We start from the raw sequence: 11,113 nt of genomic DNA on the forward strand, positions 1-11,113 counted from the left end.
TATAAAAAATGAGCTTTAAATATCTGCAAAATCCTGTTTTATATGTTATTTCAGACTCGTTTTAATACTATTATAACTTTTTGCAAAGATTTTTTAGATAGGCTATCCATATATTTGAAGAAATTAACCTGAAATGAAAAAAATCACAGTCCTTCTTAGTTTATTCATTCTAACCTCCTGCGCCGAACTTCAAACAATAGCTTCCCAGTTTCCGCAAGGTGTCACGGATGCCGAAATAAGTTCAGGCTTAAGGCAGGCACTGCAATTCGGGATCGAAAAAGAAGTTATCAAACTGGGTGAGGATGATGGTTTTTTTAGTAATGAGCTTGTCAGGATAGGACTCCCGCCGGAACTGCAAAAGGTAGACAGGACATTGAGAGATGTAGGTCTTGACGCTCTGGCAGATGAGGGATTAAGGGTTCTTAACCGCGCTGCCGAAGATGCAGTGAGCGAGGCTATTCCTGTATTTGCTGATGCCGTGAAGGGGATCACTTTCGCCGATGCGCGGAATATTCTTATGGGAGGAGAAAATGCCGCAACCCTTTACCTTTCAAACAGAACTAAACAGGAACTATACAACAGATTTAACCCGATTATCAGTAATTCACTGGACAAAGTTGGAGCCACCAAAGTCTGGAAAAATATTATTGAGAGATACAATTCCTTACCTCTGAGCTCTGATGTGAATCCAGACCTGCCAGATTATGTAACTAATGAAGCTCTGGATGGGGTATTTGTAATGATCGCAAAGGAAGAAAAAGAGATCAGAAGTAACATAAGCGCAAGAACTACAGACCTTCTGCGAAGAGTATTCGCGGTCCAGGACCGGTAAGGTTTTTCTTGCTTTTTTTAATATTTTAACACTTTTCCCACCAATATTCTCTGATTTTAAAATAAGCTTAACTGAGCTTTATCACTAAGTAAGACGCTACCTGCTTAGATTTGTAGCAATGTTGAATGATAAAATGAAGTAAGACCCTACAGAATTATGTTTAGAATTTTCGACAATAAGACCAGAGAAGAACGCCTGTGTGCTAAATATTCCATGCTAATGGAACGTGCATACAAATTAGCCCTCATTGATAAAGAACAAAGCGATAAACTTAACTCAAGAGCAAAAAAAATACTGGCTGAATTACGCAGAATGGACTGTCAGTTAGTTGACTCCAAATGAAGCTCCTTAAAATAGTCCATCGCTTCCAGTAACCTACTGCCGTACCAGCTGAAGTATTCTCCATTTACTATTTTAACCTTGTCTGTATAAGGTTGAAATTCTACCTTATGCTTTTCTTTAAACGGAAAAGGTTCAGAAGAAAGAAAACAGCTATCTATTTTCATATTACCTAATTCCTCAAAACTGGTTTGCGGATATCTCTCCTGAGAGAACACATTTTCAAAATTATTGAGTTCCAGCATAGAATCTATAAAGGTTCCCTTCCCGGCTACCATTAGAGGATCATGCCAGATAAAATAAGCCACCTTTTGTCGTGGAGAATTTGAAGCCAGTTCCTTAAGCTTTTTTACCTTCTTAAGGATGGAGGTTGTGAGTGTCTTCGCAAGTGGCTCGCAATTAAAGATCTCCCCATATTGCAGAATAAGTTCATTTGCGTCTTCCAGGGTGGAAACATCTGAAATATGAACCGGGGCAATTTGTTCGAGCTCCTGCACCATCTCTCTTGTATTTTCTTCTTTATTACAAAGAATGATATCAGGTTCAAGTTCTCTGACCTTCCTGAAATTGGCTTTTTTGGTCCCTCCCACTTTCGACTTTATCTGTCTTAAATATGGAGGATGAACACAAAATCTGGTGATACCCATTATGTATTTCTCAAGACCAAGATCTACGAGCAATTCGGTTTGACTGGGAACAAGGGAAACAATTCTTTCAGGAGTATCTTTTAGTTCTATCATTCTCCCTAAGTGATCCCTGAACTGCATATTGTAAGTATTATAGTTTGTCAAGTTCCTCGGCCATCTGGACTTGAAGGGCTTCGGCCTTGGCTCCCGCTATTTCTGCGAAATTTGAGGAGTCTGAAGCGTAAATTATTTTACGGGAAGAGTTAACTAGCAGCCCCACATTCTTCGTTATTCCATATTTGCAAACCTCCTCAAGACTTCCTCCCTGAGCACCAACACCAGGTACAAGCAGGAAATTCTCAGGAATTATCTTTCTGATATCAGCCAGGTATTCAGCCTTGGTGGCTCCAACCACATACATAAGATTTTCAGAATTATTCCAGTCTTTAGAGGTTTTGATCACTTTCTTATAAAGTTCCTCATTATCTGTCTGTAAGGTCTGGAAATCATAGGCTCCCTCGTTGGAGGTTAAAGCCAGTAAAATGGTATGTTTATTTGTAAATTCCAGGAATGGCTCCACTGAGTCCTTACCCATATAAGGGGCTACGGTTACCGAATCGAAACCAAGATCTTCAAAAAAGGCTTTGGCATACATTCTAGAAGTATTTCCAATATCCCCCCGTTTGGCATCAGCGATGGTATAGATCTCCGGGTATTCTGAATGAAGATAATCTATGGTCTTTCTCAAAGCTTTCCAGCCTTTGACACCAATAGCCTCATAGAAGGCTATATTAGGCTTATACGCTACACAATATTTATGAGTGGCATCAATAATCGCCTTATTAAAGCTGAACACAGGATCCTCTTCAGAAAGCAGGTAGGTTGGGATCCTGTCAAGGTCGGTATCCAGTCCTACACATAAAAAAGATTTTTTCTTAAAAATTTGCTGTGTCAGCTCCTGTGAAGTCATGTATTTGTATTGTATGTTGTGTATTCAGAATTAAAAAAATCAAACTTAATTAGAAAGCTTTTCCACATTTCAAATTCAGAATTGAGAATCCAGCTTATAGCTATTTTAAATAATATCCGAATTCTCCTGCATTTTGGCGGTGTTCTCTGCCAGCTGCAGTTCATCTATGATCTTCTGAATATCTCCGTTCACTATATTGGAAAGATCGTACAGGGTAAGGTTTACCCTGTGATCTGTAACCCTTCCCTGCGGATAGTTATAGGTCCTGATCTTCGCACTACGGTCACCACTGGAAACCATCGAATTCCTTTTGGCGGCATCGGCCTCCTGTTTCTTGGCCAGTTCCATCTCATATAATCTTGAACGAAGTACCCGGAAAGCCTTTTCCTTGTTCTTATGCTGTGATTTCTGATCCTGACATTGAGCAACAAGACCGGTAGGCTCGTGAGTCAGCCTCACCGCCGAATAGGTAGTGTTCACCGACTGACCTCCAGGCCCGGAAGAACAGAAGTAATCTATTCTTACATCTTTAGGATCTATCTCCACATCAAACTCTTCCGCTTCTGGCAGTACCATCACGGTAGCAGCTGAAGTATGCACACGTCCCTGGGTTTCCGTTTGAGGGACACGCTGTACACGGTGCACGCCGGCTTCAAATTTCATCGTACCATAAACGTCTTCACCGGTAACCTCAAAAATGATCTCTTTGAATCCGCCACTTGTACCTTCACTAAAATCAACAATATTATGCTTCCAACCCTTGCTTTCAACATATTTGGTATACATTCTGTAAAGATCCCCAGCGAAGATACTTGCCTCATCCCCGCCTGTTCCGGCACGGATCTCCATTACAACGTTCTTGGCATCTTCGGGATCTTTAGGAATAAGCATCATCCTGATCTTTTCCTCGAGTTCGGGAAGCTGTTCTTTGGCTTCTTCGAGCTGAAGTTTCGCCATTTCCGTCATTTCAGGATCGCTTCCGTCTGAAATGATCTCTTCCGCTTCCTTTATATTTTCGGCAAGGCGCATGTATTTCTCCCGCTCATCCATTAAAGCCTTAAGGTCTTTGTATTCTTTGTTTAATTCAATATATCGCTTCTGATCTGATATCACATCCGGTTGAATAATCAAATCGTTCACCTCATCAAACCTCTGTTTTACGATATTAAGCTTCTCAATCATATAGTCTTGCTGAATTTAGGAAGCAAATTTACGATAATTTGCATGAATTGTAAGAGAAAGCTTTAAAGCCTTTCAAACCGGGTTACCCATCCATTTGTCCTTTTAATGGGATTTATAAAATAACCGGAAGATTCTAATTAATACTCAAATTCGCCATGAGCACTCTTAATGCTCAGTCTTTTAGAATCTGAAGCTTCTACCCTACCAATAATCTTAGCGTCCACATTAAATAACCTGGAAATTTCAATAATCTCTGAAGCGATATTTTCATCTACATAAAGCTCCATCCTGTGCCCCATATTAAACACCTGATACATCTCTTTCCAGTCGGTCTTGCTTTCCTCCTGAATAAGTTTAAAAAGTGGGGGGGTATCAAATAGGTTATCTTTAATTATATGAAGCTCATCGATGAAATGCAGGATCTTGGTCTGAGCTCCTCCACTGCAATGCACCATCCCGTCTATCTTCTCATTCCCGATCTGCTGAAGGATCTTTTTAATAATAGGCGCATAAGTTCTGGTAGGCGATAACACAAGCTTTCCGGCGTCTATGGGACTATCTTCCACGGCATCGGTAAGCTTTCTGGTTCCTGAATAGACCAATTCCTCCGGAATGGAACTATCAAAACTTTCAGGATATTTTTCTGCCAGAAGTTTAGAAAAGACATCATGGCGCGCAGAGGTAAGCCCATTGCTGCCCATTCCGCCGTTATACTCTTTTTCATAGGAAGCCTGGCCGAAAGAAGCGAGACCAACGATCACATTACCCGGCTTGATATTCGAATTATCAATCACCTGATCTTTTCGCATCCTGGCCGTCACTGTTGAGTCAACGATAATAGTTCTTACAAGGTCTCCCACATCGGCAGTTTCGCCACCGGTAGAATGTATCTCAACACCAAATTCCTTTAATTCTGAAATCAGTTCTTCGGTACCCTTAATAATAGCTGAAATCACCTCTCCGGGAATCAGGTTCTTATTTCTTCCGATAGTTGAAGAAAGCAGGATATTATCGGTAGCGCCCACACATAATAGATCATCAATGTTCATGATAAGCGCATCCTGAGCAATCCCTTTCCAAACCGAAAGGTCTCCTGTTTCTTTCCAGTACATATAAGCCAGGGACGACTTGGTTCCTGCCCCATCGGCATGCATAATAAGACAGTGCTCATCGCTGCCGGTTAAATGATCGGGAACGATCTTACAGAATGCTTTAGGGAAAAGCCCTTTATCCACATTCTTAATCGCGTTATGTACATCTTCCTTTCCCGCAGAAACACCGCGGCCTGAATATCTTTTGCTTACTTCCTTGCTCATGAACTAATTCTTAGAGTTCCCAAAGATAATTAGTTTAAACAGTTCTGATAAATAATGAAGCGATTTTAAAGAAAAAAGCCACGCTTTTGGGCGTGGCTCTAAAAATTCCTTTTTCATAGTGAATTATCTCGTAAACAACAATTCTCTGTATTTGGTCAATGGCCAAATTTCATCATCTACAAGTAACTCAAGCTTATCACAGTGATATCTTATCTCATCAAAGAAAGGCTTTACGTCATCACAATAAGCAAAGGCCTTCTTTTCCACATCTTCTATCTTATTAGCTACTTTTCTCGCTTCGATCATCGCATTGACCTTGGAGTTTATTGTAGCGATATGAGCTGAAATACTTTCGATGATCTCCAGCTGCTCCTTGGCATGTCTCGCAAAATCATCAGCATAGATATCTTTAAGTCCGCGTACGTTTCTAATAAGGATATTCTGATATTTGATAGCCGTAGGGATGATATGATTACGCGCAATATCACCAAGCACACGACCTTCTATCTGTATCCTCATCGCATACTCTTCAAGTTCGATATCATGACGGGCTTCGATTTCCGTCTTGTTCATCACCTCAAGTTCCTCAAAAAGCTTGATGGTGCTTTTGCTAACCTGAGCTTTGAGTGCCTGCGGCGTGGTCTTATTATTACTTAAACCACGTTTTTCAGCTTCTTTCTCCCATTCTTCAGAATAGTTATTTCCTTCAAATCGGATCTTTTTCGATTTTTTAATATACTCTCTAAGAACATTGAAGATCGCCTCATCTTTCTTCATCTTCTTATCCTTGATGAGTTTATCTACGTCCTTTTTAAAGCTTCTAAGCTGCTTTGCCACAATACTGTTAAGAACGGTCATTGGACCGGCACAGTTAGCAAGCGAACCTACCGCTCTGAATTCCCATTTATTACCTGTAAATGCAAAAGGAGAAGTACGGTTCCTATCGGTATTGTCCAGAAGTATCTCCGGTATCTTTCCAACTACATTAAGTTTAAGATCGGTTTTTTCCTGTGGAGAAAGTTTTCCATCGGTCACTTTTTCAAGCTCATCAAGAACCTTTGTTAACTGTGAACCGATGAATACAGAAAGAATTGCCGGAGGCGCCTCATTCGCACCAAGACGGTGATCGTTAGAAGCACTAGCAATGGCTGCTCTTAAAAGTTCTTCATGTTCATATACAGCCTTAATTGTATTTACAAAAAAGGTAAGGAACTGAAGGTTCTTCATTGGAGTTGAACCGGGAGACAAAAGATTTGTTCCGGTATCGGTCGCAAGTGACCAGTTGTTATGTTTACCACTACCATTTATCTCGGCAAATGGCTTTTCGTGCATTAGCACGGTAAGATTGTGTCTTTCTCCAACTTTCTTCATCACATCCATGATGAGAGAGTTATGGTCTACCGCCAGGTTAGCCTCCTCAAAGATAGGAGCAAGCTCAAACTGGTTTGGAGCCACCTCATTGTGACGGGTTTTTACCGGGATTCCAAGTTTCATACATTCTATCTCAAGATCCATCATAAAGGCAATGGCTCTTGAAGGTATGGATCCGAAATAGTGATCATCCAATTGCTGACCTTTAGCCGGAGCATGTCCCAAAAGGGTTCTTCCGGTTAAGGTTATATCTGGTCTTGTTGCAGCCAGGGCTGAATCTATAAGGAAATACTCCTGTTCCCAACCCAGGGTAGCATTCACTTTCTTTACATTCTTATCAAAATATTTCGCTACATCGGTTGCCGCATGATCTACAGCCTGTAAAGCTCTTAGGAGCGGAGTTTTATTATCCAGTGCCTCCCCGGTGTACGATACGAAAATCGTAGGGATACATAAGGTTGTTCCCCAGATAAAAGCTGGAGAAGTAGGATCCCACGCAGTATAACCTCTGGCCTCAAAAGTATTTCTTATACCCCCGCTAGGGAAACTGGATGCGTCTGGTTCCTGTTGTACGAGTTGTCCTCCGCCAAATTTCTCTATTGCCAAACCTTCTCCCAGAGGCTCAAAAAATGAATCATGCTTTTCTGCAGTAGCTCCGGTAAGGGGTTGAAACCAGTGGGTATAGTGAGTCACTCCTTTGGATATAGCCCACTCTTTCATACCTGTTGAAATGTGATCGGCTACGTTACGGTCTATTTTCTTACCGGTACGCATGGCCTCGATCACATTATTGTAAGCTTCTTTTGTAAGAAACTGCCTCATCACAGTTTCATTGAAAACATTAGTTCCGAAAATATCGGATCTTCTGGCTGGCTCCTCTATCTTAAGAGCCTTCCGGTTCATGGTTTCCTTAATGGCTTGAAATCGCAAAGTTGACATATTAATTTTTTAAAATTTAAGTTGTTGATATTCTATCTCCTACTCTAAAGCAGGCCAATTTCTAAATCATAAAACCTGGATGCAAATTCTCCCGGTTTGAAGTTGCGAATATAGGATATATGATTTTAAAAAAACAAAATAAAACATTAAAAAATATATTTTTAAACTATACACCCCCTCAAAAAACACGGGTGTCGCTTATAAAAATATAATTTTCAAGAGCAATACCCCTTAAAAAAATACATTACAACAAAAATAAAGAGCTTTTAAACAATTCTCGTTTTCAGAAAAAAATATTGAGAATAAGTCAAAAATCAGTTTATAATTAACCTTCAGATTATAAAAACCTAATTATTTTCCATCAAAAGGAATTGAAGTGAATCGAAGTTGTAGAATCAGTATGGAAAAATGAAAAAGGATGCCCCTTTACAATTGAAAAGTCGACTTTGATTTTTTTGATCTGGTAAAACCCTGGAATGAATTCAGCAATATCGTATTGGACTTATAAGAAAGTCTCTCTAATCTGGTCATATAAGCGTTAAAACTATAAAGACCGAATAAGCAATTAAGAGCACAAATCCTTCCTTCCGTCCCATTCTTGAGAATTTAGGAATAAGAAGTAATGGTAAAAGACCAAAAGCTATCCCCAACATCCAGATCATATCGTTGGAAAGGATCTTTTCAGATTGTATACTTATAGGAGTAATTATGGCAGTTAAGCCAAGAACCGATCCAATATTGAAAATATTTGAACCTATAAGGTTTCCCAGGGAAATGGCTTTTTCTTTTTTTACAGCAGCGATCAGAGAGGCTGCAAGTTCCGGAACGCTTGTTCCAATAGCGATAACGGTGACCGAGATAACTCTTTCACTTACCCCTAATTGAGTGGCAAGTTGCACTGCTCCCTTTACCAGGAGTTCAGAGCCACCCCAAAGCGCAAAAATACCTATCAGCAACCACATACTCATTTTAAATCCACTTACCGAGCGTAGAGAAACATCTACTTCTTCAGCCACCACAGTATCCTTTCTCCTGGATCGGCTTATTAAAACGATAAGATACAATACAAGCCCCAGCAATAAAGCCCCTCCTTCTATGCGAGTCAGAACCCCGTTACTTAAAAGAAAAAAGTAAAGAGCGATGGAAAAGACCATCATGACGGGCCAGTTGATCCTAAAGAAATCCCTGTCTACAAAAAGAGGGGATATCATGGCTGTAAGGCCCAGAACCAGACCAATATTAGCGATATTGGATCCTATTACATTTCCTAAGGAAATATCAGAAAAGCCATCAATCGCGGCCTGCAGACTTACCAGAAGCTCGGGAGCCGAGGTCGCGAAAGACACTACCGTAAGACCTATCACCATGCGGGAAATATCCAGCTTAAGTGAAAGCGCCACCGAAGATCTCACCAGAAACTCACCTCCAATAACCAGTAGCACAAAGCCAATAAGTAGAAAAACAATGCTCATACAAACAATTTTTTGACGAAGATAGGAATTGCCTACCTATTACCCAGAATTATAATTTCATGTATTTACTTCCGGGAATAAAAAATATCCAGAAAAAGAGGCTAGCCAGAGAAAGCCCTTAATTTCATAAAATCTCTATCTTTGAGTAAACTACGATCAACCAATGAAAAAGAAATTCTTCAAACTGCTGGCACGTGCCAACAAAAAGCTCCTGCCAAGTTACTCAAAGAAAAGACTGGACCTGCAAAAGGCCAGTAAACTGCAAATGGCAATTATAGGATGGAAATTATGGGTGACAAAGAATTCGTTAGACTAGTTATACGTAATTAGCGAATTTACAGCATATCCCCGTAACTTATCTTTTCCGTTCAAGCCCGCCAGTTCTACCAGGAAATTACACTGTACGATCTCTCCCCCGCACTTCTCAATTAATCTACAGGTAGCCGCAGCCGTTCCCCCGGTAGCGAGAACATCATCGTGAAGCAAGACCTTTTCCCCTTTTTGTATAGCGTCTTCATGTATTTCAAGCGTATCTGTGCCGTATTCCAGTTCATAATCCTCCCGGTGCGTCCTGTGAGGTAATTTACCAGGTTTTCTAACAGGTATAAAACCGGCATTCAGCTTTTCTGCCAGCAATGTGGCGAAGAAAAAACCCCGGGATTCAATTCCCACAACCTTATCTATGTTTTGATGAGGAAGTTGATTTAGAAAAAACTGAACCGCTTGCTTCATGGCTTCAGGACTCAGTAATAAAGGTGTTATATCCTTATACCCAATTCCCTGCTTTGGAAAATCCTGAACTTCCCTAACGTATGATCTTAAATCCATTTAATTTAATTAAACTGTTACCGCCTTATTTAAATACCTTCTGAAAGGCAGCATTTCCTTATACACTTTAATCACCTCATCTTGAAAATCCTCCCGAAGAATTTCCTTTTTAGTAAAATCGTGCTTTACCGCAAAAGTCTTATTCCTTAGAAGATCTATATGCTTATGTTCCCTAGCATATCCTTTTGGTGATGATATTAGTTTATCGTCTTCCAGAAGTTCTGCAAAGGTATTCTTAAAAGATTTCTTATTAAGGATTTTTTTGAATTCATCTCCATTATAATCTATAGCTGCCCGTATACTATGCAGAATATTTTTCCCGGGCCTGTAAAACCCTCCTGCTACAAAACTTTCGTTGATGCCAATATGAATATAAAAGTCGCCTTTCCCTTTTTCCTTGTCCAGCCCTGCTCCAAAATGATCCTTATAGACAGGTTTATCCGGATGAAACATCAGATTATTATTTATTCTGTTTATTGCGTGTTTTCCTGTGGTGGGAGAATAATCAGGATCTATTTTAGCAAGCTTTATATCAAGTTCATTGAGCCAGTGTATGAAAAAATCCCGTACCTCATGGTATTCCTGCCGATGAACATCCATCCATTCTTTATTATTGTTAAGGTTAAGTTTTCTTAGAAATTCGAAAAGTTTACTAAAGCTCATCTTTTATTTTTAAAGATATTAATCCTATGGAAAATATAAATCCTTTAGGCCTTATTTCACACAGGAAAGAGTCAAAATGCATTGATTTACAACCTATTGAATCCACATAAAATGTGATTGAGTTAAAATTTAAAGTTCTTTTTCACTATATTTAGTATCGCCTAATCATAAAAACCCAGCCAATAATGAAGTATGAAAAACTCGGGGATTTTATCTATATTCCTAAACACGCGGGTACTCCTCTAAAGGGGAAAAAGAACATTAAATTCAATTATTATCTTTCCAGTAGGGTCAACGGTCGGCTTATAGACCTTGATATTACCACAAAGCTTTTTGATGAAAATCAGATGTACATCCGAAAGGCCTGTTACAGGGTAAGAATTGGAGAGATTGAGAATTGTGTAAAGGATAGTCTTATTGATCATATGAAAAGTCTGGGAATGGATGAAAGCAATATTCCGGAGTCGCTGCACGCAATAGGTTTGCGTAGTCGCAATATTTCGACTCCAAATGAAAGTGCTCTTAGTGATTAACTTAAACATCCTTCAGTAAAAACCCTGTCCATTGGACGGGGT

The 11,113-nt window shown here is 39.8% G+C and carries 12 protein-coding genes; 4 read left to right on the forward strand and 8 right to left on the reverse strand.

The annotated features are described in order from the left end of the window. Window positions 1–133: 133 nt before the first annotated feature. On the forward strand, window positions 134–832 hold the full coding sequence (locus EZJ28_RS14065; RefSeq protein ID WP_131398985.1) for a DUF4197 domain-containing protein: 699 nt from the start codon (window positions 134–136) through the stop codon (window positions 830–832). Between the two features lie 156 nt (window positions 833–988). Further along, on the forward strand, window positions 989–1,174 hold the full coding sequence (locus tag EZJ28_RS14070) for a Lacal_2735 family protein (RefSeq protein ID WP_131398987.1): 186 nt from the start codon (window positions 989–991) through the stop codon (window positions 1,172–1,174). On the opposite strand, the gene EZJ28_RS14075 is transcribed toward EZJ28_RS14070, so the two are convergent. The 6 genes from EZJ28_RS14075 to EZJ28_RS14100 form a co-directional block, all read right to left on the reverse strand. Beyond that, window positions 1,153–1,938 (reverse strand): ABC transporter substrate-binding protein, encoded by a 786-nt coding sequence (locus EZJ28_RS14075; RefSeq protein WP_131398989.1) that lies wholly within the window; start codon window positions 1,936–1,938, stop codon window positions 1,153–1,155. The genes EZJ28_RS14070 and EZJ28_RS14075 overlap by 22 nt on opposite strands. A 10-nt stretch (window positions 1,939–1,948) precedes the next feature. Beyond that, on the reverse strand, window positions 1,949–2,767 hold the full coding sequence (gene pyrF, locus EZJ28_RS14080; RefSeq protein WP_131398990.1) for an orotidine-5'-phosphate decarboxylase: 819 nt from the start codon (window positions 2,765–2,767) through the stop codon (window positions 1,949–1,951). Window positions 2,768–2,872: 105 nt separating this feature from the next. Then, complete coding sequence (gene prfA / locus EZJ28_RS14085) at window positions 2,873–3,949, reverse strand: peptide chain release factor 1 (RefSeq protein ID WP_131398992.1); 1,077 nt, start codon at window positions 3,947–3,949, stop codon at window positions 2,873–2,875. 137 nt (window positions 3,950–4,086) lie between these two features. After that, window positions 4,087–5,265 carry an AIR synthase related protein gene (locus EZJ28_RS14090; RefSeq protein ID WP_131398994.1) on the reverse strand — a complete coding sequence of 393 codons (1,179 nt, stop codon included), beginning with the start codon at window positions 5,263–5,265 and terminating at the stop codon, window positions 4,087–4,089. A gap of 123 nt (window positions 5,266–5,388) precedes the next feature. After that, on the reverse strand, window positions 5,389–7,575 hold the full coding sequence (locus EZJ28_RS14095) for a glutamine synthetase III (protein WP_131398996.1): 2,187 nt from the start codon (window positions 7,573–7,575) through the stop codon (window positions 5,389–5,391). 527 nt (window positions 7,576–8,102) lie between these two features. After that, entirely contained in the window at window positions 8,103–9,047 is a 945-nt protein-coding gene (locus tag EZJ28_RS14100) for a calcium/sodium antiporter (RefSeq protein WP_131398998.1), read from the reverse strand. A gap of 163 nt (window positions 9,048–9,210) precedes the next feature. On the opposite strand from EZJ28_RS14100, the gene EZJ28_RS14105 reads away from it, so the two are divergent. Further along, window positions 9,211–9,363 (forward strand): SsrA-binding protein, encoded by a 153-nt coding sequence (locus tag EZJ28_RS14105; protein WP_131399000.1) that lies wholly within the window; start codon window positions 9,211–9,213, stop codon window positions 9,361–9,363. Here EZJ28_RS14105 and EZJ28_RS14110 read toward each other — a convergent pair. Then, entirely contained in the window at window positions 9,360–9,875 is a 516-nt protein-coding gene (locus EZJ28_RS14110; protein ID WP_131399002.1) for an adenine phosphoribosyltransferase, read from the reverse strand. The two genes, EZJ28_RS14105 and EZJ28_RS14110, sit on opposite strands and share 4 nt — an antisense overlap. Window positions 9,876–9,884: 9 nt before the next feature. After that, entirely contained in the window at window positions 9,885–10,538 is a 654-nt protein-coding gene (locus tag EZJ28_RS14115; RefSeq protein WP_131399004.1) for a DUF2461 domain-containing protein, read from the reverse strand. A 185-nt stretch (window positions 10,539–10,723) separates the two neighbouring features. On the opposite strand from EZJ28_RS14115, the gene EZJ28_RS14120 reads away from it, so the two are divergent. After that, window positions 10,724–11,071, forward strand: a complete 348-nt coding sequence (locus tag EZJ28_RS14120) for a hypothetical protein (RefSeq protein WP_131399006.1) — start codon at window positions 10,724–10,726, stop codon at window positions 11,069–11,071. Window positions 11,072–11,113: the final 42 nt, after the last annotated feature.

The organism is Gramella sp. KN1008 (assembly GCF_004332155.1).
Classification (GTDB): domain Bacteria; phylum Bacteroidota; class Bacteroidia; order Flavobacteriales; family Flavobacteriaceae; genus Christiangramia.

What these genes read in the sequence shown, in the direction of transcription:
- EZJ28_RS14065 (WP_131398985.1), top strand. Translation starts at nt 134, where the DNA reads ATGAAAAAAATCACAGTCCTTCTTAGTTTATTCATTCTAACCTCCTGC.
- EZJ28_RS14070 (WP_131398987.1), top strand. Translation starts at nt 989, where the DNA reads ATGTTTAGAATTTTCGACAATAAGACCAGAGAAGAACGCCTGTGTGCT.
- EZJ28_RS14075 (WP_131398989.1), bottom strand. Translation starts at nt 1,938, where the DNA reads ATGCAGTTCAGGGATCACTTAGGGAGAATGATAGAACTAAAAGATACT.
- pyrF (WP_131398990.1), bottom strand. Translation starts at nt 2,767, where the DNA reads ATGACTTCACAGGAGCTGACACAGCAAATTTTTAAGAAAAAATCTTTT.
- prfA (WP_131398992.1), bottom strand. Translation starts at nt 3,949, where the DNA reads ATGATTGAGAAGCTTAATATCGTAAAACAGAGGTTTGATGAGGTGAAC.
- EZJ28_RS14090 (WP_131398994.1), bottom strand. Translation starts at nt 5,265, where the DNA reads ATGAGCAAGGAAGTAAGCAAAAGATATTCAGGCCGCGGTGTTTCTGCG.
- EZJ28_RS14095 (WP_131398996.1), bottom strand. Translation starts at nt 7,575, where the DNA reads ATGTCAACTTTGCGATTTCAAGCCATTAAGGAAACCATGAACCGGAAG.
- EZJ28_RS14100 (WP_131398998.1), bottom strand. Translation starts at nt 9,047, where the DNA reads ATGAGCATTGTTTTTCTACTTATTGGCTTTGTGCTACTGGTTATTGGA.
- EZJ28_RS14105 (WP_131399000.1), top strand. Translation starts at nt 9,211, where the DNA reads ATGAAAAAGAAATTCTTCAAACTGCTGGCACGTGCCAACAAAAAGCTC.
- EZJ28_RS14110 (WP_131399002.1), bottom strand. Translation starts at nt 9,875, where the DNA reads ATGGATTTAAGATCATACGTTAGGGAAGTTCAGGATTTTCCAAAGCAG.
- EZJ28_RS14115 (WP_131399004.1), bottom strand. Translation starts at nt 10,538, where the DNA reads ATGAGCTTTAGTAAACTTTTCGAATTTCTAAGAAAACTTAACCTTAAC.
- EZJ28_RS14120 (WP_131399006.1), top strand. Translation starts at nt 10,724, where the DNA reads ATGAAGTATGAAAAACTCGGGGATTTTATCTATATTCCTAAACACGCG.